This is a genomic window from Aeromonas sp. ASNIH5, from assembly GCF_002902865.1.
In the GTDB taxonomy this organism is placed as follows: Bacteria; Pseudomonadota; Gammaproteobacteria; order Enterobacterales; family Aeromonadaceae; genus Aeromonas; species Aeromonas caviae.
On sequence record NZ_CP026122.1, the window covers coordinates 1558391 to 1585153 of the forward strand.

Genomic DNA, 26763 nt, shown 5'->3' on the forward strand with positions numbered 1-26763 from the left:
TGGTATCCCTCCCGTGCTCTTTGCTTTTATCGCAGTGCATTAACACCGCTAACGGCTACGGCGCACGTCATGCAGCAAGTCGCTGGCGTCTACATCTTCCAGACGGATGATGTGAGCGTCAGAAGCCATAGCCATCTTCTCGATCTTGTCGAGGGCTGAGACGATGGTACGAACCACCCCGTTGGAACGTTTGCGAATGAGATCCAGCAAGGCATCGTCAATTTCCACGTCCACCTCCAGCATTTCGCTGGCAATCAGGGACACGTCATCGAGATCGGCCGGTTTGAACTCAATCCATTGGGAGATACGGTTAAACAGCTGCTTGCGCTGGCTAATCCGGCGGGCAATCTCTTCCATCCCGACCAGGATCAGGGGTTGTTCGGTGGCATCGTAGATATCGCGCAGGGTCTCCATGATGCGGGCATTGCCGACCACGTAATCAGCCTCATCCACGAAGATGGCCAGCTCTTCGGCCCGCACGGCTTCGACAATGCTATCGACCTGGGCCCGCAGGTTGTGGCGCTGGGGGATGCCGATCTCTTTGGCTATCTGCTCCAGCAGGCTGGTGACGGTATCGGCCTTGTAGCAACGCACATAGATCCCGTTCACTTCGTCCTGGTTGAACAGCCACTCCACGGCAGTGGTCTTGCCAAAACCGGAGGGCCCATGGATCAAGCCAATGCCTGGCACGATGCTGGAGCGGTTGAGCAGGTTATCGAGCAATTGCTCGGTCTTGATCATGTTTTTGACTTCAACGATCTTGTGTTTCATAGTGTTTATGTCCTTTATCTATGGTTTAAACAGGGCTGCACGCTTAACCTTTTGCCTGGGCATTGCGTGTGGCCCTGATGCTTTCCAGATGCCTGCTAATCCGTTTTGCTGGCAACTTGTGGCTATACAGGTACTTGGTCAGCCACTCCTTCTCCCGCTCGGTCAGCGGGGTATCCAACTCCTTCTCTGCCAAGTAAATTGCCTGCTCATACTCGGTCTTGAGAGCTCTGGACTCTTGCCCTGCCGTTGCTTGCTGGCGGGCAGCTTTCTCTTCTCGCCTGGCCTCAATGGCGGCCAGCTCCGTAGCACTGAACCCGACCGGCACACTGGATGCCGCAACCCCAGTCAGGGCAGCCAGCGCCGGGTTGTCGAGGTTCAGATCCGAGCGCTTGAACTGGGCAACCTCCTTGGCCTGATCGACAAAGTGATTGACCACATCCTGGTGCAGCTGGTCGATGCCAAATGTCTTGGCCACATTGCGCATCTCGCGGCGGAATCGGGCCAGTACCTTGGCATCCTCACGCTTGGCTGCACGGAATGCGTCTGGGCTGATGCCATTTCCGAGCAGATCGGTATTGATGGCCTCCACTCGGTCTCCCCAGTCTCCGGTGCGGTATAAGGTGGCGCGACCCACATCGTTGGGATCGAGAAAGACGCTGACCCGCTGGCTCTTCCAGGTGTGCTCCAATAGCTCCGGGGCGCTATATTTCAGGCCACCGGCCTTAATAAAGCCTTTGGAGACGGTCGCCTCACCGATATGGTTGAGCAGCAGATCCAACGCAGACTCATCGGTGATGGCGCGGCGCTGATAACGGGCACTCTGGTACTTCTCGTTTGGGGTCATCCCCAGTGAGCTGTGCTTTTTGTTGTGGTAGCGGGCATCCAGCCAGTTATCGAGCAGGGTCTGCAGCTCTTGTGCTGTCATCGCCAACTCAAAAATCTCTTTTTCTGCATCCGGTTTGCGCTTCTCTTCCAACCGCTGGGCAAAGCTCTTGCGGGCTTCAATCACCTGTCTGTCAGCCACGCAGTGGCCTATATAGGAGGGCAACAACTCGATCAGGCCGTGGCTCAGGGTGCGGAAAAATCGCTCGATAAAGGGCTTTTCCCAACCCGAATAGGCATTGGATCGGCTGACATTGATATCCAGCAGTGTGCAGATCGACATGACCCGCTGACTCACGTAGTCAGAGCCGTTATCGGTACGCATCACACCGTTGTCATTGAGGGTGCCCCAGGCCAACAGGGTCTTGCGCAGCAACAGGCAGATCCCCTCGCTGGAGGAGCTCTTGGCCACCAGCAAACGAACGCGGCGAGTAAACACGTCGATCACCGCGATAATGCTGTGACGGCCATCCACCAACATGGCATCGACCGGGGTGCTGTCGAACTCCCACACATCGTTCGGCTGACCCATCCAGGGATACATTTCCTCGATGGCTGTGCGGTATTTGTTGTTGTAGGCATCCGGGTTGGTGGCATAGGTAAAGGCCACTTTGTTTTCAGCCAACCACTTAACCATCCAGCGGCGCAGGGATGACTGGCTGGGGATATGCCATCCCAGCTTGTTCATCGCGCTGTACTCAGTGGCGAGCTCATGCAGAGCACCCCACTTGTTGGCCAAGTGTGGCTTGGCAGTCACCAATGCGGTAAGGAACTGGGCCAGCTCAGGGCTTTGCTCAACGGTTGAGGGCCGTTCACGCTGATAATTGCCAGCCAGTGCGGCTGGGCCTTCATTGGTCAACGAGCTTTGCCAACGGCGCAGCGTGATCAGGCTAAACGGTTTTTGCCGCTCATAGACGCTGGCTGGCAACTGCAGGCTGCGGGTACGGTATGCCTCGATAAAAATCCGGCGTCCCACCTCTCCTTGCTGGCAGGCGTGATAGGGCGCCAGAAAGATATCGGCGGCCTGCAAAATCAGCAGTCTGGCATCTACTTTTTTGCGTGGGGCTTCGCTCAGGGTCAGCAGTTTGCGGCCAGCATCAGGCTTGGCCGGTCTCTCCCGCTCCAGTAACTTGGCCATCGCCTTGCCGCCAGCACTGTGATCGGTCACAGCCTGACCTTGCTGAGCCACAGCCTGCTCTGCCAAATGGCGGCGGGTTTCTGCTGGCAGTGAACTGATGTGGAACTCGCTGCCTTTACCTATTTCCCTTGGTCTGGATTTCCAATTCTCTTTGCTCGCCCGGATCCGAATTGCACGATCTGTTGCAGGCAGACCAGGTAAACCGGCCAGTTTAATCGAAGTAAACCACTCACTCATGGTCGTGCTCCTCACCTGACTCGGCCCCTTGCTGGTAACCAATGAACTGATACAGCTCTTTCATGATCTTGTCGGCAAGGGCTCCATCCCGTGGTAACCGGTTCGTGTCAGGCGCGTACATTTGAACATACAGCTGGACTGTTCGTGGGTTGTAATCACGAGACAGGGCCCATGCACGACAGCTAGAGCCTTTGGCCACTAGGTGTGCGTGTATGTGTTTCGCGCTTCGTATTTCCATCGGTTCATTCCGTGTTAATATCCGTTGGTTATTCGCATTGCGCAGGCATCACTTTTATACGCACTGCGAACATTTGTGATTATTGATCCGTTTCGTACGCACGTCAATCACTGGGAATGATAAGCACACATTTCCGATGCGTACAAATACACGCACAGTGGAATTCGATTCTAACTGTTTGATTTAAAAGGGATATGATGGAATCGGAAAACGAGAACCAGATCGGAAATACAGATCCGTTTCTTAGGAGTGGGATCGGATCCTTCCCTGAGCGTTTAACTGAGGTCATTGGTACCCAAAGCGTGCGCTCATTCGCAGAAGAGATCGGACTCTCAGAGGGGGCCGTACGCGCCTTTTTAAAAGGTCGTCTGCCCAGAGCTGATGACGCTCTCGCCATCGCACGGGCAAAAGGCGTTGATTTGGTTTGGTTACTGTCAGGTAGCTCAGCCGATGAGCCAGCATCAGCTAACCTATCAACTCACTCGCTCAACGAAGAATCAAAAAAATACAATAATATCAAGGCGATATCAGATACTTCTATTTGCTACAAATGGGAGGAATTTGATGAAGAGTATGCCCTGATCGATGGCTACCACATCTCAGTTAGTGCCGGGCATGGAGCATTTAATGATGACCATAGCGTTAAACGCAGGCTGGCGTTCCGCCGTAAGTGGCTCAAATACCGGCAGTTGAATCCAGATAACCTGGTAGTGGTATTTGCCAAGGGGGATAGCATGGAGCCAACCATCCATTCTGGCGACTCTATCCTGGTGGATATCAGCCGCAACCAGATCCAGGATGGTGGCCTGTTCGTGCTGCGGTTAGGGGATGAACTCTACGCCAAGCGGCTGCAGAAGCGGGTTGATGGTGGGGTGAACATCATCAGCGACAATAAAACTGGATACGAAACACTAGCGGTTATGCCGAACGAGCTGGACTCGTTGAGTATCATTGGCAAGGTCGTCTGGCTGGGGCACGATTTTTTTTAACCCAATTTATCCTAACACCCGCCCCTGTCAGGATTTAATGACGTTGCATGCCAGCGGTTTAAGAATCCAAAGCAAAACCAGGCATCAAGTCTGGTTTTTCATTTTCAGCGCATGGACTAGCCGTTTGACCCGGAAGTTTTCATTTTGCAGTTAAACACTCTGGTTTAACTGCATCGTGCCACAAGCCCCGCCACTCCTGAGTTTGTCCCGCCATCTCCCACTTGTTTTCACCAGCTCCCGGTTTTTTCATTCTTGGTGGTGGGTTACACCTCGTGAGACCCGTTTCTCACTTGGCACAAAAAGTCGCGCTAAAACGGGAGAATTGTGGATCCATGCTTTCCAACTTGGCAGGCTCCTGCTCGACGAATTATTGGCATTAGTTCAGGAAGCCGATCAGGAAGTAGACATGGCTGAAATCTCAGAAATCATGAAGGCGAAGATCGCCGCGAAAAGAGAACAAATCCGGCTCGGGGAACAGTTGGCCGCACTGCAAGACCAGATTAACGAGCAACGCCTTGCAGCACTACGCTCTCGCAAAGAGCTGGCGACTGCTCAGACAGTGACTCAGAAGGCGAAGGAGCTGGCCCGTACAGCGGTTGGCATTGCCCAACGGACACAAGGCCAGCTCATAGAATCCCGGCGGATGGCTGACGCTCTCGCCACGTTGCCAACAACGATCAACGCCGAGCCGGTGCCCGTCGGTGGAGCCTTGGTTGCCCCCTCTGCGTGCAGTCAATCGTTGGAATGGCTGGTGGCCCGATTCAACGAGCACAGCGAACATGTGGAAAAGCTCAAACCCAAGACCCTGAGCCAACGCCAGAGCAATCTTGCCCGTTTCCTCGATGTTCTCGGCCCGCTGGGCAGCGCGGCGCTTAGTGCCGCCGATATTGCCCACTATCGAGAGGTTATTCGCACGATCCCTAAGAATCTCCCGAAATTGTCAATTTGGAAAGAGCGCCCCGAGGATCCCGTGCTGCGGCGTAACTGGTATCTGGGCTTAGGCAAGCGGGGCCTGCCCTCCCTGTCCGAGCAGGGGCTGTAGTGGTCAACTAAATCCGGACACACAGTTAAGCCGATTTTCGGCCTCTGCTGGCGGTATCCCATCATTGTGTTGATGCGGGCGCCGCCAGTTGTAGTAATCCATCAGGTAGTAGCTGATATCCCGCTTGGCTTCCCGCAGGCTCATGTACCCCGTGGTCGGAAGCCATTCCGTCTTGAGGCTCCTGAACAGCCGCTCCATCGGCGCGTTATCCCAGCAGTTGCCACGCCGACTCATGCTCTGGGTCATGCGATAGCGCCACAGCCGTTGCCGAAATACCCGGCTGCCGTATTGGCTGCCCTGGTCGGAGTGAAACAGCACGCCAGACGGGCAGCCCCGTTGCTGATACGCCATGTCGAGCGCTTTCACGGCCAACTCAGCATCAGGCCTGCCGGACATCGCCCAGCCCACGACCCGTCGGGTGTGGAGGTCGAGCACCGCGGCCAGGTAATGCCAGCGGCCACCTGCCCATACGTAAGTGATGTCGCCGCACCACACCTGATTGGGTTGCTGGACATCAAATTCACGCGCCAGAAGATTAGGAATATCCGGTCGTTCAGACCGCGCGACCTGATAACGATGAGCTCCCGGTTGTTTGGAGACCAGCCCGGCCTCCTTCATCAGGCGACGCACCTTGAACCGACCAATCTGATGCCCCAGTGCCCGCATCATTGACATCAAGGCCCGGCTGCCAGCTGAGCCTCTACTCTCTTTGAACAAACACCGTAACTCACTTCTCTGCTGCACCCGTTCACGGTTAATTGTGCGCCTGCGAGCCAGATAGTCGTAAAAACAGGCGGTTGGTATACCGAAAGCGCAACAGACCAGGGTGGTGGGGGCTTGCTCCCTTAATCGGTCTATCAGCGCGTACGTTCGAGTTCGTCCGCCATCAAGAGAGCAGTAGCCTTTTTTAGAATGGCCTTTTCGCGTTCAAGCCGGTTGATGCGGGCTTCCAACTCCTGAATTTTTTGCTGCTCAGGGGTCAGCGCCCGGTTAGCAGGTGTAGCGCCACTTCGTTCTGATTGAAGTTGCTGAACCCATCGACGCAGCACGGTTTCGCCGACATCCAGTGAACGGCTGGCTTCGGGGACTGAATAGCCTTGGTCGAGCACCAGGGATGCGGCTTCCAGCTTGAACTCGGCAGTAAATGAGCGACGTAATCTTGTCATTGAACACCTCAAATAATGGTGGCGACTGTACCACCTAAAACGGTGTCCGGGATGATTAGACCACTACAGGACGAGGCGAGCGCCCTCCGAGGCTGCGAACTCAGAAGACAATGAGGCCCGCAATCCGGCGCGGGCCTCCTCTATCAACTCCTCCCGCATCGAGTCGGGGCGAACACCTGAACGCCCCCTGATCCGTTTCACTGTGGATAGGCTGATTCCCGTCTGCTCGGCGATAGCAACAATAGGCCATCCTGCCGCGAGAGCTGCGGCGACCTGCGCTTCAAGGGCGGGGGAGGTGCGACGCATCGCGGCCCCCCTCTATTCCGAGCGCATCACACGGGGTCAATTGTTCCCATCGGGTGATTGCTAGCTCCACAATTTGCGTAGGCGACATATTCAGAGCACTGGCCCATATCGCCACACGTTCCGCGACTGGACGGGATAGCCGTATTACTTGGACTGTTTTTTGCGGCTTCATGCTTTCCCCTCTCCATGCTCCAAACCCTGCTGCTGTTCGCAGAACATCGTCCATAAACGCGCATTCCCATTTTGATATGTCAGGGTTGCCGCCCGCTCATTGTCATTGGCTATGGGGGCTACTGCCGCCGATTGTGGGATCCTAGACAGCATGGAGACGAAAAAATCATTTTCTACTGGCACATGCATAGAGATCAGATCCACCCCGGCAGGTGATACGAGCAAGGAGCGGACGATCTCGCGCAACCCTAACACCTGCTGCAATGCGAAAAATCTCCGGCTATCCATACGCCTCGCCTCGCATAGATTACGAACAGCCCCATAAAGCCGGGTATCAATAACCCGGGCCTGCTCTTCATTGGTCTTTTGAACCTCAAGGATTACATCGCGAGCCGCCACAACGTCCCCCTTATCCATCAGTTCCAAAGCGTATGAGAGCTTGCCCGCTGTCACACCATGCGCCTGTTCGAAACGCGTTTCCGGGATCATGCTTTACCTCCATTGCGGGCCAATGCCGCCGCTATACGATACGAGCCGCCAAGGCTTCCACGCTCAATAGTGCGCTGACGCTGCTTCTCGATTTCCTCCTTAACTTCCATGCGCATCCTGTCCGCCAAATCTAGATGGGTCTCACGCTCTTCAATCCAGCCGGTTTCCCCTTCACCAGTGATGATCTCGTCGTCTTCAATCTGCTCAACCGGTATACCGGCAAGCTCTGCTAAAAACGCTTTGTCCCTACCTTCCAGATAGTGCGCATCCTCACCCATCCGCTCTGCGAGCTGACGCTTCAATATTGAAACCTTCATGTATAAGCCTATAAATCTCAATAAGTTACAATGATTTCATGTTACACAAACAGATGACCGATCACCATATTCGAGACAAAAAAATACCGGCGCTTGGCCGGTATGTTGTTGCTTTATTCGCGTGCTGCTTGGGTCGTCATTACGCTGCTTTGCAGGCTCGCTTCACACTGGCGGGTGAAATCCCAAAATGTTCGGCGGTCGCCTGGATGCTTGCGCTGTTTTCCTTCCGCCAGATAGCAACGGCGGTATCGTCGATGGTCTTCTCACGCCCTAATGCTTTGCCCTCTGCCTTGGCCTTAGCGATCCCGGCCATCTGACGGGCCTTGATATTTGAGCGTTCCAGCTCTGCGACAGCGGCCAGCATGGTCAGCATTGCCTTACCGATTGGCGTGGATAGGTCGAACCCCTCCCGCAAGCTGATAATCGACACGCCCTTGGCTTGCAGCGCTTCAACCGTGTATAGAACGTCGATGGTGTCACGCCCAAGACGGTCAACAGCGGGAACAATTAGCGTATCCCCCTTCCGCACAAACTTGAACAGCTCGGAGAATTCCGGGCGCTCTAATGCCTTCACTGCGCCAGATATGCCCTCGTCTGCGAACCACGTTTCTACCTTGTGAATCTGCTCAATGCTGTGTCGCTGAGCCTCTACGCTTTGCTCGCCAGTGCTCACCCTCAGATACCCGATAACCGCCATAACAATTCCCCACTGATAGCTCAAAAACTATAGCTCACAATGTAGTGATAGCTCATATTGAAATCAACACTTTTGAGCCACTCTTTTCGATGGGGTGTTTGGGTGGCTCAAAAGGTACAATTTATGAGCCGCACAAGTCGTGCTGTTCACTAGCTACTATCTGATGCCGATAAATGCGTGCAAAATGTTAGATTGCGCAAAGTTACTGAGCAAAGCTCTACGTATAATTAGCTATTTTCATAAATAGGAGATGTGATGGCATGGATAGCAAACCTATTCACTTAACAGTTTTATTACTTTTAGCAACGAATTCTTATGCAGCTTTAGATGAAAAAGAGTTTGCAAAATGTGCAGCTCTTGAGGGGGATTTACACCGACTGGAGTGCTTTGATCAACTGGCAAAAAATAATAAACTTGAAGGCCCGCAGGTAGTTCCTACAGCTATAGCTGACAAGGGTAAGTGGTATGTATCGGTTAAGGAAAATCCAGTTGATGACTCCAAAACTGTGACTTTGATTTTGGATGCGGACTCCGGCGTTAGTCGCTCAGGAAGTCCCATTTCCATTATTGCAAGATGCCAAAGTAACAGTACAGATTTATATATTGCCTGGGACGACTATCTCGGGGGTGATGCCTATGTTCTAACTAGAGTAGGTAACAATAAAGCTGTTACTCAGGAATGGAGTCTGTCCAGTGATAGTAAAGCGTCCTTTCATCCAAGGCCAGTTCAATTCTTAAAAGAAATGTTCACATCAAACAAGCTTGTAGCCCAAATAACACCGTACAATGAAAACCCAGTAACGGCTATTTTTGATACTTCAGGCTTAGAAAATGCAATTAAACCCCTCAGGGAAATTTGTAAATGGTAATAATATGTGATTTGGATTCGCTGAATTCTAAGCCACATAATTCAAATGACAATTAGGGAGTTGAACTGGCGTCCAAAATTTGGTGTCATAGTGAAGGGTCACAGAAATGATTCGCTGGAACAGGTCATCTAACCGATTGATCTGAAATGATAAACTAAAGATTGGTTGTCACCTCCCCCCAGCTGTACAGATCTAGTTATCACCTGACACCGGCCTCAAACCGGTGTCTTGTTTACGCTACTTTAAGTGCGCACTTCCTTCGGTATCAATTTCAGACCCTTCTTGAACATGCTGTAGGGGGCCCCCGGTGTCAGAATAGTTGTCGCCTAATCTGAATAATCTAAATGTGAAGACCGGGGGCGGATAAAGAGTGTCGAATGGCTCGTTATTCAAGTGAGCGCAAGGCTGCTTTGCTCAAGAAGCTGCTGCCGCCCATCAATATGTCGGTGGCCGAGTTGGCTCGGCAGGAAAACATCAGCGAGGTCACTCTGTATAATTGGCGCAAACACGCCAAAGACGGAGGGTCTCCTGTGCCCGGGGACAACAAACTGACCGATGAATGGCCCGCCGAGGCCAAGTTCGCCGTCGTGCTGGAAACCGCTGCGCTTTCCGAGATTGAACTCAGTGAGTACTGCCGCCGTAAGGGTCTCTATCCCGAGCAAGTCCAGCAATGGCGCCAAGCCTGTATTCTGGGCCAGCAATCCGCTCGTACCTTACAACAGGCGGAGAAGGCACAGGCCAAAGCGGACAAGAAGCGTATCCGGCAACTGGAGCAAGAGCTGCGGCGCAAAGACAAGGCCCTGGCCGAGGCGGCAGCTCTGCTGATATTGCAAAAAAAGCTCGATGCCTACTGGAGCAACGTCGACGAGGACAACTGACCTCGTTGCCAGAGCGGCAGCAATACGTTGCATGGTGGCGCGAAGCGCTTGAAGCTGGCGCCCGCAAGCATCCTGCGGCCGAGGTGTTGGGGCTGAGTCTGCGCACGCTCCAGCGCTGGTTGGCCGGGCCTGAGCTGAGTGCCGATAGGCGACCGGATGCGGTTCGTTCCATACCTGCTCATGCATTGAGCCCAGAGGAGCGGCAGGCCGTGCTGGACGTCTGCAATAGCCAGGAGTTCGCCTCGTTGCCGCCGAGTCAAATTGTGCCACGGCTGGCCGACCAGGGGCGCTACTTGGCCAGTGAGTCGAGCTTCTATCGCATCTTGCGGGCGGCTGACCAGCAGCACAGGCGTGGCCGGAGCCAGCCACCGCGTCATGTGCCGGTACCAACCAGCCATACCGCGACTGGGCCCAATCAAGTGTGGTCCTGGGATATCACCTACTTGCCGTCACTCGTGCGCGGCCAGTATTACTACCTCTATCTGATAGAGGACATCTACAGCCGCAAAGGGGTGGGCTGGGAAGTGCATGAGCAAGAGTGCGGTGAACGGGCGGCGGCGTTGCTGCAACGGAGCATCATCCGCGAGCAGTGCTGGAAGCAGCCGCTGGTCTTGCACTCGGACAACGGCGCGCCAATGAAGTCAGTCACGCTGCTGACCAAGATGCATGACCTGGGTGTCACGCCCTCGCGGGGACGGCCTCGGGTCAGCAACGATAATCCGTACTCGGAGTCATTGTTCAGGACGCTGAAGTACTGTCCGCAGTGGCCATCAGACGGCTTTGCCAGTCTGGAAGCGGCCAGGGAGTGGGTGCGCGACTTTATGGCCTGGTATAACGAAGAGCACCGGCATAGCCGTATCCGCTTCGTCACACCCAACGAGCGGCATCGGGGTGACGATAAAGCCCTGCTGGCGAAACGGGATGCTGTGTACCAGGCCGCCCGAGCACAACACCCAGCGAGGTGGAGTGGCAAGACGCGAGACTGGACACCTATCGGTGCCGTGATGCTAAATCCGGAGCGGCCCGAGAAACCCGAGCCGGAGCAGAAAGAGGCTGCTTAAAACAGCTTTGCGCGACAACTATCTTGAAAAACGCCGGGGGTCTGACCCTCCATCATCCTGCCCTGATGTGGCCGCTCGGTGTTGTAGTGTTCCAGGTAGCTATCCAGGTCTGTCTGCATCTGTTCTACCGACTCATACCAGGTCGTCCTCCCCTTGATACGGAAGTGCTCATCCAGCAGTGTGCGGTGCAACCGCTCGATAAAGCCATTGCTCTGCGGCCTGCGTACCTTGGTGGTCCGGTGCTCAATCCCCTCCAGTTGCAGGAACAGCTCGTAGGGATGATGGTCAGGGCGCCCACAGAACTCGCGCCCGTTGTCCGACAAGATGGTATAGACCCGAGCCTCATGGGCTTCGAAGAACGGCAGGACCGTTTCGTTGAGCACATGAACCGAGGTCACCGGCAGCTTGCTGGTGTAGAGCCGTCCCCAGGCGTGGCGGCTGTAGCAGTCCAGCACGGTTTGCAGATACACCTTGCCTACCCCCTTGAGTGCGCCGACGAAGAAGGTGTCGACCGCCACCAGTTCCCCGGTGTAGTGAACCTCAATTTGGCGTTCGCGAAACTCGGGGCTGAAGCGCTCGAGCAGGCGGATCTGCTCGTCATTGAGCTCAATCGTCTGTTCCCTATGGGTTTTCTCGAGGCGCAACAAGCGGTCATGCTTGGAGAGCAAGTCGTGACGTTGCCACACGCCACGCACACCGCCTGCACTGACGTTGATGCCTTGCAGAGCCAGTTCTTGCGCGACCCGCAGCGGGCCATGGGTTGGTCTGGTGAGAGAGTAATCGAGGATGGCTTGCTCAATCTCGGGAGCGACCCGGTTGGGATGAGCCCCTTTACAGCCGGGGAGTTTGTCGAGCAAGCCCTCGGCGCCATAGGTCTGGTAGTTACGGCGAATCTCGTAGAACTGCTGACGGCTGTAGCCGATGAGCTTGCAGGCTTTGCTGACGTTATTGAGCTCTTTGGCGAGCTCTAGCAAGCTGAGTTTACGACGTGCTACTTTCTCGTTGGTGGTCATACGGTGACTCCAGATAACACGGTAGGGGTACCGTTTTGTTATCCGGTTTGAAGCCGTATGACCACTCCCTTTTGTGGGCAACTGTCAGGTGAATACCATCTCCATACACCCCAGCTCCACCAAACGTTTGGAAAGGGCCACTTCGCAAGAAGTGGCCCTTTTTGTATCCTTTTTCTCGCCTTCAGAGGATGTATCCGCCCCGCGAGTGCTGTGCATCTCCAGACCAAGGGCCATAGGCTCTGCGGGGGGTGGCTGCATTTGACATGGGCCAGCTCCAGGTGGCATCGCCAGCAAAAACCGGCGAGTGGAGCAGCAATTTGCCCGGGAGCTGTGGGCCAAGCCATCAGCCCAGCGCCTCCATGGGGTTGAAACAACCTCGAGGGTTCGCCCCCGAGAATCTTCCACTAGCCGTTGGCAGTGGAAGGCTGGGTCAGATGAACGACGGGATTTTCGGAGAAGAGGTAGCGGTCATCCTCCATTTCGTCATCGAAGATGGTGGCCTGGAAGAGCATCTGCTTGGTGTTCTCCAGGTGCTGCCACATGGCCAGCTTGGCCGCCTGCGGATCCTTGCGCATCAAGGCCTTGAGGATCTGGTCGTGATCGTCGCACCAGCTGGAGATGGCCTTGTCGTCGATATGCTCGTGGAGCTTGCGCCAGTAGGGGTTGCGCTCGCGATGCAGCCAGAGCTGCTCGGTCAGGATCACCAGCACGGAGTTCTGGGTCGCCTTGGCCACCTGGATATGGAACTGCTTGTCCCACTCCGAATCGCGGGCACGATCCTCCTTGCGGGCCAGGGCCTGGATCTTCAGCAGCTCCATGATGTCCTGCTTGGTCACCTGGGTCGCGGCAAACTCGGCGATATTGCTCTCCAGCAGTTGCCTGGCTTGCAGCAGCTCGAAGGGGCCCGCCGTCAACAGGGCGTCATCCAGGGTGGGCGTCGCTTCGGCATACTGGCTCTCCCGGGCGATCACGTGGATCCCGGACCCTTTCTGCACCGCCACCAGCCCTTCCACTTCCAGCATGATGATGGCTTCGCGCACCACGGTGCGACTCACGTCCATCTCCTCGGCAATCAGCCGCTCGGCCGGCAGACGCTCGCCAACTTGATAACGCTGGCTGGCAATGCGTTGTTTCAGCTCGGCGGCGACTTTCTGATAGAGACGCTTTGATTCAACCAAGTCCATATTCATCTCACTCACACCCCAGCCTCATACTATTCAAGTGCCGGGACTGTCCCCCGGATACGGTAACTTGTTATACCAATTTACATGAAAATGAACAAGTGAGCCCTGGGCTCACTTGCTCTCTCATGACTCAGTGCATGCCAAACAGTCCCGGCAGGAAGAGGCTGAGTGACGGTATGTAGGTCACCGCCATCAGGCTCAGCAGCAAGACGAAGAAGAAGGGCAGCATGGGCCGGATCAGGGCCTGCAGCTTGACCCCCGAGACCGAACACCCCACAAACAACGCACTGCCCACCGGCGGTGTACAGAGCCCGATGCAGAGGTTGAAGATCATCATGATGCCGAAGTGGACCGGATCCATGCCGAGCTCGGTGACGATGGGCAGGAAGATCGGGGTGAAGATCAGCACCGCCGGAGTCATGTCCATGAAGACGCCCACGATGAGCAGGATCACGTTGATGATGAGCAGGATGACCAGAGGGTTATCGGAGACATTCATCAAGGCGTCACTGATGGTGTAGGGGATGTCCGCATTGGTCATGGCCCAGGACATGCCCACCGAGATGCCGATCAGCAGCACGATAGCGGTAGTGATGACCGAGTCCAGCATGATGGCCGGCAGATCCTTGAACTTCACTTCGCGGTAGATGAGCACCGAGAGTACGAAGGTGTAGACCACGGCGATGGCGGAGGCTTCGGTGGCGGTGAAGATGCCCCCCAGGATCCCGCCCATGACCACCACCACCAGCAGCAGGCTGGGGATGGCATCCCAGAAGGCGCGCATCACCATGGCAAAGGAGGGTCGCTCCGCAACCGGGTAGCCACGGCGCTTGGCGATGATGGCTCCCACGGCCATGATGCTGAGCCCCATCAGGATGCCGGGGACGTAACCGGCCATGAACAGGGTGGCCACCGAGATGCCGCCGGCGGTCAGGGCATAGATGATGAGCACGTTGGAGGGCGGGATCAGCAGACCCGTGATGCAGGAGGTCACGTTGATGGCCGCCGAATAGGCCGGATCATAGCCGGACTTCTTCTGCATGGGGGCCATGGTGCCACCCACCGCGGCCGCGGCTGCCACCGCCGATCCCGAGATGGAGCCGAACAGCATGTTGGCCATGACGTTCACGTGGCCGAGCGAGCCCGGCATGCGGCCCACCAGCACCTGGGAGAAATTGATGAGCCGCTGGGCGATGCCGCCGCAGTTCATCAGGGTCCCCGCCAGGATGAAGAAGGGGATCGCCAGCAGGGAGAAGCTGTCGAGGCCGGTGGCCATCTTCTGGCCGACCACCGCAAGGATGGTTTCCATCGGCAGCATCATCATGCCGGAGGCCAGGGTCGCCAGGCCGATGGAGAAAGAGATGGGCACGCCCGCGAACACCAACACGAAGAAGGAGCCGAACATGACCAGGGCTATGGTCCAATCCATCAGATGTTCTCCTCTGAGGGGGCAAGATCGGGGGTGGGCGCCAGACTGTCGAGCAGGGTCTCCAGCATGAAGAGCACACAATAATAACTGATGATGAGGCCACTCAGGGGCAGCACGGCGTAGACATAGGCCATCGGCAACTGCATGGCCGGGGAGACCTGGCCGGTGCTGTAGACCTTGGTCACCAGGGTCAGGCCGCCCCACACCATGGCGCCGCTGGAAAACAGCAGCACGCAGAGATCCACGAACAGCTGGTTGGCGAGCTTGCGCCCTCCCTTGAGGTCGGAAACGAACAGGTCGATGCTGAGGTGGCGACGCTTGCCGGTGGCGTAGGCCGCTCCCAGCAATCCCACCCAGATCATGCTGAAGCGGGCTATCTCGTCGGTCATGGTGCTCGGCTGTGCCAGCACGTAGCGGCTGAACACCTGCCAGACCACGCAGACCACCAGCATGGCCATCACGGCGACGGTAAACCCGGCGAGCAACCTGTCGATGGGTTGCTTGAACTTTTCAAGACGCATTGCGGTTCTCCCGGGAGGGCGATCTCGTCGCCCTCCCCTCATGATTACTGACCGGCTTCATTCTCGATCTTGGTGAGCCACTCACCGCGTACCGGATCCTTGCGGAAATCGTCATACAGGGGGGCCAGCGCAGTGCGGAAAGCCTCCTTGTCGACCTGGATGAAGGTGGCCCCCGCGTCGGTCGCCTGCTTGCGAGATGCCGCGACCTCCTTGTCCCACAGCTCCTGTTCGTAGGTTTCCGAGTGCTTGGCGGCAGTGGTGAGGATGGCCTTCTGCTCGTCGGAAAGCTTGTCCAGCACCTTGCTCGAGATCACCAGGAAATCGGGCACAGAAGTGTGCTGATCTTCGGCGTAGAACTTGGCCACCTCGACATGACGAGTCTGCACGTAGGAGGGCTCGTTGTTCTCGGCGCCGTCGATGACCCCTTGCTGCAGTGCGGTGTAGACCTCACCGAAGGGGATCGGGGCCGGGGCCGCACCCAGCAGTTCGATCAGCTTGATGGTGGTGGGGGTGGCGACCACCCGGATCTTCATCCCCTTCATGTCGGCCGGGGTGTGAATAGGCTTGTTGGCGTAGAAGCTGCGGGTCCCCGCCACGTAGGCGGCGATGGAGACGAAGCCCTTGTCACGGGTCTGGGCCATCATGGATTCGCCCACGGGGCCGTAAATGACCTTGTTGAAGTGGGCCTGATCCTTGAACAGGTAAGGCAGGCTGAAGATGGAGAAGGCGGGCGAGAAGGGTTCCATCTCGCTGGCACTGGCCTTGGTCATGTCCAGGGCGCCGTTTTGCAGCAACTCCAGGGTCTCACGGGGACCGCCCATCTGGCCACCCGGGTAGATGCGCAGCTTCATCCTGCCGTCGGAGGCGGTGCTGATCTCCTTGGCCATCTGGGCCAACGCCTGGTGTACCACATGGTTGGTGTCCAGGTTATGGGCCAGCTTCAGCGTCACTCTCTCCATGGCATGGGAAGAGAAGGCTGTCAGGGCCAGGGGGGCGGCCATCAGGATGGCGGCGGCGATGGTTTTCATTTTCATTGGAGCGGGACCTCAAGTGTGTGCGTTTATCTGCTAGACCTCTTCCCTGAGGAGTCAGTCTTAATGTCCTACATCTTTGTGATGCACACTGTAATTGGTAGAACATCTATGAATGTTGAGAACCATCACAAAAACGGCATACCCCCACAAATGGGCTGTGATAAACCCAACGCAGGTCACATTTTCCCGATCCACAAGAGTAAAAAGGTGTCATACAAACCTCTCATCCAGCCTCTTCATCCTCTTTCCCGCTCTTTCTCACCCTGTTAGGCACCATTGAAGGCCCTCTTTGAGACTCAAAATGGTTTAATTCGACGATTTTGTGAGCCGACCGGTGTTTTTTCAATATGGTGACTGGACGAGATGTCTGGCAATGAGAATAATTGGTCCAACAACTATCTCCACTTCACCGAGCACTCTCGTAGGGAGCAAGCGAATGACCGCCTTCATGACCGATGACTTTCTGCTGGATACCGAATTCTCGCGCCAGCTTTATCACGGCTTCGCCGCCGGACAGCCCATTTTCGACTATCACTGCCACCTGCCGCCCCAGCTGATTGCCGAGGATCACCGCTTCGCCAACCTGTATGAGATCTGGCTCAAGGGGGATCACTACAAGTGGCGCGCCATGCGCTCAAACGGAGTGGATGAACGCTTCTGCACCGGGGATGCCGACGACTACGCCAAGTTCGAGGCCTGGGCCCGCACCGTGCCCCACACCATCGGCAACCCCCTCTATCACTGGACCCATCTCGAGCTCAAGCGGCCCTTTGGTATCACGGGCCAGCTGCTGGGGCCGCAGACCGCACAGGCCATCTGGCACCAGTGCAACGACAAGCTGGCCCAGCCCGATTTCTCGGCCCGCGGCATCATGAAACAGATGAACGTCAAGATGGTGGGCACCACGGACGATCCCGTCGACGATCTGCGCCACCACGCCGCCATCGCGGCCGACGGCGGCTTCGACATCAAGGTGCTGCCGAGCTGGCGTCCGGACAAGGCGTTCAACATCGACGCCCATGGCTTTGCTGACTATCTGGCCGAACTCGGCCGGGTCAGCGACATCCAGATCCGCACCTTTGCCGATCTGACCCGGGCCCTCGGCGTGCGGCTGGATCACTTCGCCGCACACGGCTGCAAGATTGCCGACCATGCCCTGGACGAAGTGCCCTTCGGCCAGGCCGGCGAACAGGCGCTCGACGCCATGCTGACTCGACGTCTGGGGGGCGCCGTACTGGAGAGCGCCGATGTGGCCGCCTTCAAGACCGCCGTGCTGCTCTATCTGGCGGGCGAATACCACCGGCGCGGCTGGGTGCAGCAGTACCACATCGGGGCGCTGCGCAACAACAACAGCCGCCGCCTGCTGACCCTGGGGCCGGACACCGGCTTTGACTCCATCCACGACGCTCCCGTGGCCAAGGCGCTCTCCCGCCTGCTCGACGCCCAGGACGCGCAAGGGACGCTGCCCAAGACCATCCTCTACTGCCTGAACCCGAGGGACAACGAGGTGCTCGGCACCATGATCGGCAACTTCCAGGGGGACAACCTCCCCGGCAAGATGCAGTTCGGCTCGGGCTGGTGGTTCAACGATCAGAAGGATGGCATGGAGCGCCAGATGACCCAGCTCGCCCAGCTCGGCCTGCTCAGTCGCTTCGTCGGCATGCTGACCGACAGCCGCAGCTTCCTCTCCTACACCCGTCACGAATACTTCCGCCGCATCCTGTGCCGCATGATCGGGCACTGGGTCGCGGACGGTGAGGCCCCGGCCGATCTCGCGCTGCTAGGCCAGATGGTGGAGAACATCTGCTTCCACAACGCCCGCGACTACTTCGCCATCGAGCTGAACTGACCAGAAATAAAAAATGAGGCGGCGGGCATGTCCCGCCGCCGGAGCGGACCATTCCATGGGTCAAACCGCGCCCATCATCCATATCCGCCACAGGGGCACAGCCCCATGAGGACCACAACAAGATGCAACGCCTGAATCGTGATGCCTTCCCGGGGGCCCAATATCCGGACCGCGTGATCCAGTTTGGCGAGGGGAATTTCCTGCGCGCCTTCATCGACTGGCAGCTGGACCTGCTCAACGAGCACACCCGCCTCGACGCCGGCGTGGTCATAGTGCGCCCCATCGACAGCGACTTTCCCCCCAGCCTGAGCACTCAGGACGGCCTCTACACCACCGTCATCCGCGGGCTGGACGAGTCCGGCAAGGCCATCAGCACCCAGCGCCTGATCCGCAGCGTCAACCGCGAACTGAGCTGCTATCGCCAGTTCGACGAGGTGCTGGCACTGGCGCGCAACCCGGATATCCGCTTCCTCTTCTCCAACACCACGGAAGCCGGGATCAGCTATCACGCCGACGACCAGTTCGACGACACTCCGCCCGCGAGCTTCCCGGCCAAGCTGACCCGCTTGCTGTTCGAGCGCTTCAGTCACTTTGACGGCGCCGCCGACAAGGGCTGGGTGCTGCTGCCGTGCGAGCTCATCGACTACAACGGCGACGCCCTGCGCGAGCTGGTGCTGCGCTACGCCGCCCAGTGGCAGTTGCCAGAGGCCTTCCAGACCTGGCTGCGCGAACACAACACCTTCTGCTCCACCCTGGTGGATCGCATCGTCACCGGCTTCCCCCGGGACGAGCACGCCGAGCTGCAGGCGCAATTTGGCTATCAGGATCAGTTCGTGGTCACCGCCGAGCACTTCTACCTGCTGGTGATCCAGGGGCCTGCATGGCTGGCGAGCGCCCTCTGCCTCGATCAGCTGCCCGCCGGGCAGGCACTCAACATCCTCATCGTCGACGACATCAAGCCCTACAAGGAGCGCAAGGTCGCCATCCTCAACGGCGCCCACACCGCCCTGGTGCCGGTCGCCTTCCTGGCCGGGCTCGACACGGTGGGCGAGGCCATGGCCGACGAGGAGATTGGCGAGTTCGTCGAGCGCATCATGCGCGATGAGATAGTGCCGACCTTGAGCCTGCCGCAAGAAGAGCTGCTCTCCTTCGCCCGCGACGTGCAGGGGCGCTTTCGCAACCCCTTCATCAAGCACCAGTTGCTCTCCATCGCCCTGAACGGCATGACCAAGTTCCGCACCCGTTTGCTGCCGCAGTTGCTGACCTATCAACAGCAGCAGGGCACCCTGGCGCCGCGCCTGAGCTTTGCCCTCGCCGCCCTGCTCGCCTTCTATCGCGGGGAGCGCAACGGACACGCCTATCCGCTGCAGGACGATCAACCCTGGCTCGACGCCTACGCCCGCCTCTGGCCTGCGGTGGAGCGCGGCGAGATCCCCCAGCGCGCCCTGGTGCAAGAGGTGCTCGGGCAGGAGGCCCACTGGGGCCAGTCCCTGTGCGAGGTGCCTGGCTTGGTCGAGCGGGTAGATCTCTGCCTGACCCGGATCCGCGAGCAGGGCCTGCGCGCGGCGCTGGCCGCCTGCTGCTAAGGAGTGACCATGCAAGCCGTGATTCGCATCCACCCCGCCGACAATGTGCTGGTGACCCTGAGAGAGCTCGCCGCTGGCGAGCAGATAGCGCACGAAGGTGTTTCCTTCACCCTGAGCGACCCCCTCCCCCGCGGCCACAAGCTGGCGCTGGTGGCCCTCTTTGAAGGTGATCAGATCATCAAGTACGGTCTGCCCATCGGCCACGCCACCCGCGCCATCGCGGCGGGAGAACATATCCATCACCACAACCTGGCCACCAACCTCAGCGATCTCGACGAGTACAGCTACCAGCCGGAGCTCATCGACGTCAGCACCGCGCTGCCGGACCGGGAGATCCAGGTCTACCGCCGCCACGACGGCCAGGTCGGCATTCGCAACGAGCTGTGGATCCTGCCCACCGTGGGCTGCGTCAACGCCCTCGCCAAACAGATGAAGCAACAGCTCGAGCGCGACACCGATCTCAGCGCCATCGACGGGGTGCACCTGTTCAGCCACCAGTACGGCTGCTCCCAACTCGGTCAGGATCACCTCAACACCCGCACCCTGCTGCAAAACCTGGTGCATCACCCCAACTCGGGGGGGGTTCTGGTGGTGGGGCTGGGCTGCGAGAACAACCAGATCGCCGCCTTCAGGGAGACCCTGGGCCCCGTCGATGCCGCCCGCGTGCGCTTCATGGTGTGCCAGCAGCACGATGACGAGGTGGAGCACGGGCTGGGGCTGCTGCGCGAGCTGCTCGCGCAGATGCAGCAAGACAGGCGCCAACCCGGTCGGCTCGGCGAGCTCAAATTCGGGCTGGAATGCGGCGGCTCGGACGGCCTCTCCGGGATCACCGCCAACCCGCTGCTCGGCTGCTTCTCCGACTACGTGATCCAGCACGGGGGCAGCTCGGTGCTGACCGAGGTGCCGGAGATGTTTGGCGCCGAGCGCATCCTGATGTCCCGCTGCCAGGACGAGCAGACCTTCGACAAGACAGTGCAGATGGTCAACGACTTCAAGCAGTACTTCATCGACCACCAGCAACCCATCTACGAGAACCCCTCCCCCGGCAACAAGGCGGGCGGCATCTCGACCCTGGAGGAGAAGTCCCTCGGCTGCACCCAGAAGGCGGGGCACAGCCAGGTGGTGGACGTGCTGCCCTACGGCGCCCGCTTGCAGCGCCCCGGGCTGAACCTGCTGAGCGCCCCGGGCAACGACGCCGTCGCCACCAGCGCCCTGGCCGGCGCAGGCTGCCACATGGTGCTGTTCAGTACCGGGCGCGGCACTCCTTACGGTGGCCCGGCCCCCACGGTCAAGCTTGCCACCAACAGCGATCTGGCCAGGCGCAAGCCACACTGGATCGACTTCAACGCCGGCACCCTGATTGAGGGCACTCCCATGAGCAGTCTGCTCGCCCAGTTCATCGACCTCATCGTCGATATCGCCAACGGCAAGCCGACCTGCAACGAGCGCAACGACTTCCGGGAGCTGGCCATCTTCAAGAGTGGTGTCACCCTGTGAGTCGCGAGCTTGGCTGGCTGCAACCGGTCTGGACCCTGATTGAACAGCAGCCCCTGGCGCAAGGCATCGGCCTTGCCGCCATGCTGGTCGGGGTGAGCGCCTTCCTGCAACGGGATGACAGCCGCTTTCGCTGGCGGCTGTGTCTCTACCAGGGAGCCATCGCGGTCCACTTCCTGCTAATGGGTGCCAGCACGGCGGCTCTCAGCGCCGCCCTCAGCTGTGGTCGCACCATCGCCTCGGGGCGCACCCGCAACGCCTGGGTGATGCTCTTCTTCCTCGTGCTGGTGTGGGTACTGGGCATCCCCGGGATCACCAGTGCGGTGCAGTGGCTCCCCATCATCGGCACCACCATCGGCACCTGGGGCCTGTTCCGGGCCCGCGGGCTGGCGCTGCGGCTGTGCATGCTGGCGGGCGGCCTGTGCTGGACCAGCCACAACATACTGATCGGCTCCATCGGCGGCAGCCTGATTGAGACCACCTTCCTGTTCGTCAACTGCCACACCATGTATCGCATGTGGCGTCATCCCCTGGCGAACCCCCTGTAACGATTGCAAGGAGTCGAAACCATGACCCGACAGATAGCCGTCATCGGCGAATGCATGGTGGAGCTGCGCCGAGCCGGGCAAGGCCTGCTGGCACAAGGTTTCGGGGGCGACACCCTCAACACCGCCCTCTATCTCGCCCGCCTGGGGAGCCAGGCGTTCGCGGTGCACTACGTCACGGCCCTCGGCCAGGACGGGTTCAGCAGCCAGATGCTGGCCGCCTGGCAGCAAGAGGGCATCCATACCGACTGGGTGCAGCGCCTGGCAGACAAGGCCCCTGGTCTCTATCTCATCGACACCGCGGCCGACGGCGAGCGCTCGTTCACCTACTGGCGCAGCGACGCCGCCGCACGCTACTGGCTGGCGCAACCCGAGGGCGAGGCCATTCTCGCCGCCCTGGGCCAGTGCGATCTTGTCTACGTGAGCGGCATCAGCCTGGCCATACTGCCGCCCGCCTCGCGCCAGCGCCTGCTGGAAGGACTCGCCGCAGCGCGCGCCCGGGGGGCCAGAATTGCCTTTGACAACAACTACCGCCCCCGCCTCTGGCAAGACAAGGAGACCGCCAAAGAGGCCTACACCGCCATCCTGCGCCTGGCGGACATCGCCCTGCTGACCCTGGATGACGAGCAGGCACTCTGGGGCGACGCGGAGGTCGAAACCTGCCTCGCCCGCAGCCAGGGCTTCGGGGTGGGCGAGATCGTCGTCAAGCGCGGCTCTGAGCCTTGCCTGGTGGTCACGGCAGCGCAGCGGATCGAAATCGCCGCCCTGCGGTTGTCCGCCGAACAGGTGATCGACACCACGGCGGCGGGCGACTCCTTCAGCGCCGGTTATCTCGCCGCACGCCTGCAAGGGGCCGACGTCACCGACGCCGCCCGGGCAGGCCACCGCCTGGCGGCGGCCGTCATCCAGTATCCGGGGGCCATCATTCCCCCCTCCCACATGCCATCACTCAAGGAAACGCACCATGTCTGATCTCATCACCCGCCTCGAAGCCCTCAAGGTGATCCCCGTCATCGCGCTGAAAGATGCTGCCCAGGCCGTCCCCCTCGCCCGGGTGCTGGTGGAAAATGGCCTGCCCGCCGCCGAGGTGACCTTCCGCACCCCCGCCGCCGCCGAGGCCATCCGCCAGATGCGCGCGGCCTACCCGGATCTGCTGATCGGGGCCGGCACCGTGCTCAACCGCGAGCAGGTGGATGCGGCCGTGGCGGCGGGCGCCGACTTCATCGTCAGCCCCGGCTTCAACCCGACCACGGTGCAGTACTGTCTGGACAAGGACGTCACCATCATCCCCGGGGTCAACAACCCCAGCCTGGTGGAGCAGGCCATGGAGATGGGGCTGCGCCACCTCAAGTTCTTCCCGGCCGAGCAGTCTGGCGGCACCGCCATGCTCAAGGCCCTGGGCGCCGTCTATCCGGTGCGCTTCATGCCCACCGGCGGCGTGACGCCGGCCAATCTGAAGGAGTATCTGGGGCTGAATGCCGTGATCGCCTGCGGCGGCACCTGGATGGTGCCGGCCAAGCTCATCGACGAGGGCAGATGGGAAGAGCTGGCCGCCCTGGTAAGAGAGGCCGTGGCGGCCCTGTGATCATCGGTTGAGCGTGGGAAGGTCTGCCCTCCCCCGGATGTGTTGAAGAGCCACTTCCCGCGAAGTGGCTTTTTTAAGCCCTGCAAGGGCTGGAGATCAATGTGCGGTGCGGTTGCCGCAGTCTGCCAGCGGCTTATTCCCCTGCGTCATCGGGCGTCAACACCAGCCTGCGCCAGGGCCCCGTGATGTCGCAGTGACCCGTCTCTTCGGTGTTCTCCCAGCCCAGGCGATGATAGAAAGCCATCGCCGTGGTGTTGCGCATGGCCACCTTGAGGGAGGCCGGGGAGGGGTATCCGGCCAAGCCTGCGGCAAGCAAGGCCCGCCCCATGCCCTGCCCATGCCAGTCCGCCACCACGTAGAGATGATGCACGAAGCTCTCGGCCCCCCAGATGGAGACGAATCCGCACGGGCTGCCCCCTTTCTCCGCCACCCAGATCTCCTCGCCCCGGGTCTGCTCGGCAAAATCCTCGAGCCGGAACAGGGCGGGATCAACCCAATGGAAGGCCTGGCGCCTTCCCTTGAGGAAGAGCTGCGCCAGCATGGGCTCGTCAGCTTCCGTCATCATTCTGATCATGACACCATCCTTGCGTTGCGTGCTTGTCGCTTCCCACTCTCGATGGATCCCGCCGTGCTGTCAAATCGGCAATGTGGACCCTCTTGAATACGTAACCGTGTGACACAGGGCTGCCTATTTTATCGCCTCAGGGGCTATACTGCCGAGGTCCCGTCCATGACTGGTTTGAGGTTCACTGATTTATGGATAACAAGCAAATTGAAGGCAGTATTCTGGTACCCGCCCACATTGACGATGTCTGGCGGGCCTGGACCACGGAGAGCGGGCTGCGCAGTTTTCTGGCGCCGGAGTGCCTCATGGTCCCGGAACCCAACGGACCGTTCGAGATCTATTTCAGACCCGATGCTCCCCTCGGCGAGCGTGGCAGCGAAGGGTGCCGGGTGATGGCGGTCATGCCCCATGATCTGCTCAGCTTCAGCTGGAATTTCCCTCCCCAGTTTCCCCACATTCGTCAGCAGAAGACCCAGGTCAGCCTGCGCTTCGTGCCGGAGGGCCAGGGCACCCGACTCCACTTCCTGCAGACCGGCTGGGCGCAGGATCCGGACTGGGACCAGGGTTATGCCTACTTCCGGGAGGAGTGGCTGGAACTGAGTCTGCCGAGGCTTCAGTACCGTTTCACCCACGGCCCCATCGACTGGAACAACCCGCCGGGCAAGCAGCAGCTGAAATCCCTGGCCCAGTGACGTCCATTCAAGCGATGGGCATGGCATGAAAAAGGACCCGCTCAGGGTCCTTTTTCATGGATGGGCAGGCGGTCACTCCACCGGCTCTTCATCGAACAGGGGGTGATAGAGCACCTCGCCCCTTACCCCGTCGAGCCCGCCGGGTTGCAACTCCATCGCCATGAAACACTCCGTCGGCACCTCGTAGATGCAGTGCAGGCCGAAGTCGCTGGCAGGCCGAAAGCCGAAACGGGCGTAGTAGGCGGGATCCCCGAGCACCACCACCGCCTTCCAGTCCATCTCCAGTGCCGTGTCCAGCCCTTCCCGCACCAGATCCGAGCCAATTCCCTGCCCCTGCCAGTCGGGATGCACGGCCACGGGTGCCAGTCCCAGCCAGGGCCCTTCCTGTCCCTCAATGGTGATCGGGCTCAGCATCAGGTGCCCCATGAACTCGTACTCTTCCTCCTCGACCATGGTGACCACGGCGGCCCCACATTCTCGCAGGCGGTTGACCAGTTCGGCCTCGTCGGGACGACCAAAGGCGGCACTCACCAGCTCATAGACTGGCAGCATGTCGCCGGGACGCTCGGTTCTCAACATACAGCGTTACTCCTCGTACAGCAGGGCGGCCATTATTCCACAGAAGTGGTGCGCCACTTCACTGCCTTTGTCTGAAAATGGGAGGACGGACTCAGGAAAACACCTGACAGACCCCGCACCAGGCTTCGCGATGACCGCCCCTGGGCAAGCCATCAGCGACCGTCGTCAGGCTGTCGCAATCGCCGCAGATAGGCGAGGCCCAGATCCCCGCACTCCTTGAGCAGGGCGCCACCACCATGGGCCTGCACCCCGGGCGCCTCTGGCGCCAGCATGGCCAGGGGATAGCGCCGCACCGTCAGCCCGCTGAGTGTCTGCTCGCCCCCTGTCGCCTCCCCCGCCATGAAAAGCGCCACCCCCTCATCGTGCAGTATGGCCACGACCACTTCCTCGTCATCCAGCCAGGGGGCCAGCGCCTCTTTGCGTGCATCCGTCAGGCGCGCCGGGCGATCCAGCCGCCAGTGATCGAGCTCGAGGGCGCCATCGGCCGGATCTGGCCGACGCCCGTCATGGTGCATGCCAGTCTTTTCCATCACCCGGCCTGAGGCGAGGTTGCCCGGCATGTGGCGGGCGGTGAGGGCAGGCAGGTGCCACTGTTCGAAGGCAAACGCCCTGACCAGGTTCGCGGCCCGGGTGGCCAGCCCCCTGTTCTGCCAGGGCACGCCGACCCACCATGCCAGCTCCCCGTGCCAGTGCAGGGAGAGGGTGCCGACCAGGGGAGCGGGCTCGTCTTCACGCCCCTGGGGCAGAGTCAGGGCCCAGGTGCATCCCAGCCCGAGAGCAGCCTTGCGCCCGCTCAGGGCAAGCCAGTCCCGCGCCGCCTCCGGCGAATAGGGGTGGGGGATGTTGAGGGTATAGCGGGCGAGCGCCGCATCCGAACAATAACGCAGGATGGCGCTCTCATCGCCGGGCAGCAGGGGGCGCAGCACCAGCGCGTCCTGCCCGCCAGGCTCGCGCAGTACCAGGGTCATCAGGCGGCGGGCAAGCAGGCGTTGCAGGGCAACCCCGAGGTCGTCATCGGCACCGAGGCGGTGATCCGCCCCCGCGGGCCCCAGGGTGAGCAAGCCGCTCTCTCTGGCCAGGGTCAGCAGGGAGCCGGAGGCAGCGATCAGGATCTGCCGGTCCGGCTGTGTCACCATCAGCGGGGAGGCGGCCTCACCCAGCCAGGCGGCAAGCAGGTCGCGGGCAAGGAGAATGCCATCTGGCGGGCTGGCCGCCCAAGGTGCCATCTCCCTCGCCTCCCCTTTGCCAAGCAGCAGCCACCAGCGGTTTCCCTGGTGCTGCCAGGCCTGCAACGCCGCTTGCCAGGAGGGGCGCCAGAGCGCGCCCTCTATCAACAGATCCATTCCTTCCCCCACATCCCCCCCCGGATCAGGCACCGGGTGCCCGGGCGGCACCACACTCCTGTCTGAGGCAGCATAAGCAGCTGCCAATGAGTT

The 26763-nt window shown here is 59.5% G+C and carries 26 protein-coding genes; 11 read left to right on the top strand and 15 right to left on the bottom strand.

Annotated features, from left to right (window positions below; translation table 11 throughout):
* Window positions 1-48: 48 nt before the first annotated feature.
* Both C2U30_RS06945 and C2U30_RS06950 read right to left on the bottom strand, forming a co-directional pair.
* Complete coding sequence (locus C2U30_RS06945; protein WP_016350107.1) at window positions 49-771, bottom strand: AAA family ATPase; 723 nt, start codon at window positions 769-771, stop codon at window positions 49-51.
* A 43-nt stretch (window positions 772-814) separates the two neighbouring features.
* The gene (locus C2U30_RS06950; RefSeq protein ID WP_103243498.1) at window positions 815-3028 is read right to left on the bottom strand and encodes a DNA-binding protein; all 2214 of its coding nucleotides are present in this window, start codon (window positions 3026-3028) and stop codon (window positions 815-817) included.
* A 432-nt stretch (window positions 3029-3460) separates the two neighbouring features.
* On the opposite strand from C2U30_RS06950, the gene C2U30_RS06960 reads away from it, so the two are divergent.
* Entirely contained in the window at window positions 3461-4255 is a 795-nt protein-coding gene (locus tag C2U30_RS06960) for a LexA family transcriptional regulator (RefSeq protein ID WP_232091052.1), read from the top strand.
* A gap of 406 nt (window positions 4256-4661) precedes the next feature.
* Entirely contained in the window at window positions 4662-5297 is a 636-nt protein-coding gene (locus C2U30_RS06965) for a hypothetical protein (protein WP_158654838.1), read from the top strand.
* Window positions 5298-5300: 3 nt separating this feature from the next.
* On the opposite strand, the gene C2U30_RS06970 is transcribed toward C2U30_RS06965, so the two are convergent.
* From C2U30_RS06970 to C2U30_RS06990, 5 genes are all read right to left on the bottom strand, one after another.
* Window positions 5301-6463, bottom strand: a protein-coding gene (locus tag C2U30_RS06970; RefSeq protein WP_103243192.1) for an IS3 family transposase whose coding sequence is annotated in 2 segments (ribosomal slippage) — window positions 5301-6208 and window positions 6208-6463 — 1164 coding nt in all. Because the reading frame shifts where the segments join, the coding sequence is not laid out codon by codon here.
* Between the two features lie 63 nt (window positions 6464-6526).
* Window positions 6527-6769 (bottom strand): helix-turn-helix domain-containing protein, encoded by a 243-nt coding sequence (locus C2U30_RS23160; protein ID WP_103243501.1) that lies wholly within the window; start codon window positions 6767-6769, stop codon window positions 6527-6529.
* 168 nt (window positions 6770-6937) lie between these two features.
* On the bottom strand, window positions 6938-7429 hold the full coding sequence (locus C2U30_RS06980; protein ID WP_069651784.1) for a hypothetical protein: 492 nt from the start codon (window positions 7427-7429) through the stop codon (window positions 6938-6940).
* Window positions 7426-7731 (bottom strand): hypothetical protein, encoded by a 306-nt coding sequence (locus C2U30_RS06985; RefSeq protein ID WP_158654839.1) that lies wholly within the window; start codon window positions 7729-7731, stop codon window positions 7426-7428. Before C2U30_RS06985 ends, C2U30_RS06980 begins: the two co-directional genes overlap by 4 nt.
* A 154-nt stretch (window positions 7732-7885) precedes the next feature.
* Complete coding sequence (locus C2U30_RS06990) at window positions 7886-8443, bottom strand: recombinase family protein (RefSeq protein ID WP_103243503.1); 558 nt, start codon at window positions 8441-8443, stop codon at window positions 7886-7888.
* Between the two features lie 260 nt (window positions 8444-8703).
* On the opposite strand from C2U30_RS06990, the gene C2U30_RS06995 reads away from it, so the two are divergent.
* Together C2U30_RS06995 and C2U30_RS07000 are read left to right on the top strand one after the other, a co-directional pair.
* Window positions 8704-9312: a type VI secretion system-associated protein TagO gene (locus C2U30_RS06995; RefSeq protein ID WP_103243504.1), complete on the top strand. Its 609-nt coding sequence runs from the start codon at window positions 8704-8706 to the stop codon at window positions 9310-9312.
* 377 nt (window positions 9313-9689) lie between these two features.
* Window positions 9690-11251, top strand: a protein-coding gene (locus C2U30_RS07000; RefSeq protein WP_088813959.1) for an IS3-like element ISAs20 family transposase whose coding sequence is annotated in 2 segments (ribosomal slippage) — window positions 9690-10152 and window positions 10152-11251 — 1563 coding nt in all. Because the reading frame shifts where the segments join, the coding sequence is not laid out codon by codon here.
* Here the strand turns inward: C2U30_RS07000 and C2U30_RS07005 are convergent.
* The 5 genes from C2U30_RS07005 to C2U30_RS07025 form a co-directional block, all read right to left on the bottom strand.
* Complete coding sequence (locus C2U30_RS07005; RefSeq protein WP_103243505.1) at window positions 11248-12264, bottom strand: IS481 family transposase; 1017 nt, start codon at window positions 12262-12264, stop codon at window positions 11248-11250. The genes C2U30_RS07000 and C2U30_RS07005 overlap by 4 nt on opposite strands.
* Before the next feature lie 404 nt (window positions 12265-12668).
* A complete protein-coding gene (gene exuR / locus C2U30_RS07010) occupies window positions 12669-13448 on the bottom strand; it encodes a transcriptional regulator ExuR (RefSeq protein WP_069652822.1) in 780 nt (259 codons plus the stop codon).
* 130 nt (window positions 13449-13578) lie between these two features.
* Window positions 13579-14877, bottom strand: coding sequence for a TRAP transporter large permease (locus C2U30_RS07015; protein ID WP_103243506.1), 1299 nt, complete (start codon window positions 14875-14877; stop codon window positions 13579-13581).
* Window positions 14877-15398 (bottom strand): TRAP transporter small permease, encoded by a 522-nt coding sequence (locus tag C2U30_RS07020; RefSeq protein WP_043154535.1) that lies wholly within the window; start codon window positions 15396-15398, stop codon window positions 14877-14879. The genes C2U30_RS07015 and C2U30_RS07020 overlap by 1 nt, the downstream gene beginning before the upstream one ends.
* 44 nt (window positions 15399-15442) lie before the next feature.
* A complete protein-coding gene (locus C2U30_RS07025) occupies window positions 15443-16432 on the bottom strand; it encodes a TRAP transporter substrate-binding protein (RefSeq protein ID WP_103243507.1) in 990 nt (329 codons plus the stop codon).
* Between the two features lie 436 nt (window positions 16433-16868).
* Between C2U30_RS07025 and uxaC the strand changes: the two genes are divergently transcribed.
* The 6 genes from uxaC (at window position 16869) to C2U30_RS07055 (ending at window position 23491) form a co-directional block, all read left to right on the top strand.
* Window positions 16869-18281: a glucuronate isomerase gene (gene uxaC, locus C2U30_RS07030; protein ID WP_069652824.1), complete on the top strand. Its 1413-nt coding sequence runs from the start codon at window positions 16869-16871 to the stop codon at window positions 18279-18281.
* 122 nt (window positions 18282-18403) lie between these two features.
* A complete protein-coding gene (locus C2U30_RS07035) occupies window positions 18404-19867 on the top strand; it encodes a tagaturonate reductase (RefSeq protein WP_103243508.1) in 1464 nt (487 codons plus the stop codon).
* 9 nt (window positions 19868-19876) lie between these two features.
* Window positions 19877-21364, top strand: a complete 1488-nt coding sequence (locus tag C2U30_RS07040; protein WP_103243509.1) for a UxaA family hydrolase — start codon at window positions 19877-19879, stop codon at window positions 21362-21364.
* A complete protein-coding gene (locus C2U30_RS07045; protein WP_103243510.1) occupies window positions 21361-21909 on the top strand; it encodes a YgjV family protein in 549 nt (182 codons plus the stop codon). Before C2U30_RS07040 ends, C2U30_RS07045 begins: the two co-directional genes overlap by 4 nt.
* 21 nt (window positions 21910-21930) lie before the next feature.
* Entirely contained in the window at window positions 21931-22878 is a 948-nt protein-coding gene (locus tag C2U30_RS07050; RefSeq protein WP_103243511.1) for a sugar kinase, read from the top strand.
* A complete protein-coding gene (locus C2U30_RS07055) occupies window positions 22871-23491 on the top strand; it encodes a bifunctional 4-hydroxy-2-oxoglutarate aldolase/2-dehydro-3-deoxy-phosphogluconate aldolase (RefSeq protein ID WP_103243512.1) in 621 nt (206 codons plus the stop codon). The genes C2U30_RS07050 and C2U30_RS07055 overlap by 8 nt, the downstream gene beginning before the upstream one ends.
* A gap of 133 nt (window positions 23492-23624) precedes the next feature.
* On the opposite strand, the gene C2U30_RS07060 is transcribed toward C2U30_RS07055, so the two are convergent.
* A complete protein-coding gene (locus tag C2U30_RS07060) occupies window positions 23625-24065 on the bottom strand; it encodes a GNAT family N-acetyltransferase (RefSeq protein WP_041212649.1) in 441 nt (146 codons plus the stop codon).
* Between the two features lie 182 nt (window positions 24066-24247).
* Here C2U30_RS07060 and C2U30_RS07065 point away from each other — a divergent pair, with 182 nt between their 5' ends.
* On the top strand, window positions 24248-24748 hold the full coding sequence (locus tag C2U30_RS07065) for an SRPBCC family protein (protein ID WP_010673967.1): 501 nt from the start codon (window positions 24248-24250) through the stop codon (window positions 24746-24748).
* A gap of 72 nt (window positions 24749-24820) precedes the next feature.
* Here the strand turns inward: C2U30_RS07065 and C2U30_RS07070 are convergent, their stop codons facing one another.
* Together C2U30_RS07070 and C2U30_RS07075 are read right to left on the bottom strand one after the other, a co-directional pair.
* Window positions 24821-25327 (bottom strand): GNAT family N-acetyltransferase, encoded by a 507-nt coding sequence (locus tag C2U30_RS07070; RefSeq protein WP_010673966.1) that lies wholly within the window; start codon window positions 25325-25327, stop codon window positions 24821-24823.
* A gap of 152 nt (window positions 25328-25479) precedes the next feature.
* Complete coding sequence (locus tag C2U30_RS07075; RefSeq protein ID WP_103243513.1) at window positions 25480-26670, bottom strand: GNAT family N-acetyltransferase; 1191 nt, start codon at window positions 26668-26670, stop codon at window positions 25480-25482.
* Between the last annotated feature and the right edge of the window lie 93 nt (window positions 26671-26763).

What these genes read in the sequence shown, in the direction of transcription:
- C2U30_RS06945 (WP_016350107.1), bottom strand. Translation starts at nt 771, where the DNA reads ATGAAACACAAGATCGTTGAAGTCAAAAACATGATCAAGACCGAGCAA.
- C2U30_RS06950 (WP_103243498.1), bottom strand. Translation starts at nt 3,028, where the DNA reads ATGAGTGAGTGGTTTACTTCGATTAAACTGGCCGGTTTACCTGGTCTG.
- C2U30_RS06960 (WP_232091052.1), top strand. Translation starts at nt 3,461, where the DNA reads ATGATGGAATCGGAAAACGAGAACCAGATCGGAAATACAGATCCGTTT.
- C2U30_RS06965 (WP_158654838.1), top strand. Translation starts at nt 4,662, where the DNA reads ATGGCTGAAATCTCAGAAATCATGAAGGCGAAGATCGCCGCGAAAAGA.
- C2U30_RS23160 (WP_103243501.1), bottom strand. Translation starts at nt 6,769, where the DNA reads ATGCGTCGCACCTCCCCCGCCCTTGAAGCGCAGGTCGCCGCAGCTCTC.
- C2U30_RS06980 (WP_069651784.1), bottom strand. Translation starts at nt 7,429, where the DNA reads ATGATCCCGGAAACGCGTTTCGAACAGGCGCATGGTGTGACAGCGGGC.
- C2U30_RS06990 (WP_103243503.1), bottom strand. Translation starts at nt 8,443, where the DNA reads ATGGCGGTTATCGGGTATCTGAGGGTGAGCACTGGCGAGCAAAGCGTA.
- C2U30_RS06995 (WP_103243504.1), top strand. Translation starts at nt 8,704, where the DNA reads ATGGATAGCAAACCTATTCACTTAACAGTTTTATTACTTTTAGCAACG.
- C2U30_RS07005 (WP_103243505.1), bottom strand. Translation starts at nt 12,264, where the DNA reads ATGACCACCAACGAGAAAGTAGCACGTCGTAAACTCAGCTTGCTAGAG.
- exuR (WP_069652822.1), bottom strand. Translation starts at nt 13,448, where the DNA reads ATGGACTTGGTTGAATCAAAGCGTCTCTATCAGAAAGTCGCCGCCGAG.
- C2U30_RS07015 (WP_103243506.1), bottom strand. Translation starts at nt 14,877, where the DNA reads ATGGATTGGACCATAGCCCTGGTCATGTTCGGCTCCTTCTTCGTGTTG.
- C2U30_RS07020 (WP_043154535.1), bottom strand. Translation starts at nt 15,398, where the DNA reads ATGCGTCTTGAAAAGTTCAAGCAACCCATCGACAGGTTGCTCGCCGGG.
- C2U30_RS07025 (WP_103243507.1), bottom strand. Translation starts at nt 16,432, where the DNA reads ATGAAAATGAAAACCATCGCCGCCGCCATCCTGATGGCCGCCCCCCTG.
- uxaC (WP_069652824.1), top strand. Translation starts at nt 16,869, where the DNA reads ATGACCGCCTTCATGACCGATGACTTTCTGCTGGATACCGAATTCTCG.
- C2U30_RS07035 (WP_103243508.1), top strand. Translation starts at nt 18,404, where the DNA reads ATGCAACGCCTGAATCGTGATGCCTTCCCGGGGGCCCAATATCCGGAC.
- C2U30_RS07040 (WP_103243509.1), top strand. Translation starts at nt 19,877, where the DNA reads ATGCAAGCCGTGATTCGCATCCACCCCGCCGACAATGTGCTGGTGACC.
- C2U30_RS07050 (WP_103243511.1), top strand. Translation starts at nt 21,931, where the DNA reads ATGACCCGACAGATAGCCGTCATCGGCGAATGCATGGTGGAGCTGCGC.
- C2U30_RS07055 (WP_103243512.1), top strand. Translation starts at nt 22,871, where the DNA reads ATGTCTGATCTCATCACCCGCCTCGAAGCCCTCAAGGTGATCCCCGTC.
- C2U30_RS07060 (WP_041212649.1), bottom strand. Translation starts at nt 24,065, where the DNA reads ATGATCAGAATGATGACGGAAGCTGACGAGCCCATGCTGGCGCAGCTC.
- C2U30_RS07065 (WP_010673967.1), top strand. Translation starts at nt 24,248, where the DNA reads ATGGATAACAAGCAAATTGAAGGCAGTATTCTGGTACCCGCCCACATT.
- C2U30_RS07070 (WP_010673966.1), bottom strand. Translation starts at nt 25,327, where the DNA reads ATGTTGAGAACCGAGCGTCCCGGCGACATGCTGCCAGTCTATGAGCTG.
- C2U30_RS07075 (WP_103243513.1), bottom strand. Translation starts at nt 26,670, where the DNA reads ATGGATCTGTTGATAGAGGGCGCGCTCTGGCGCCCCTCCTGGCAAGCG.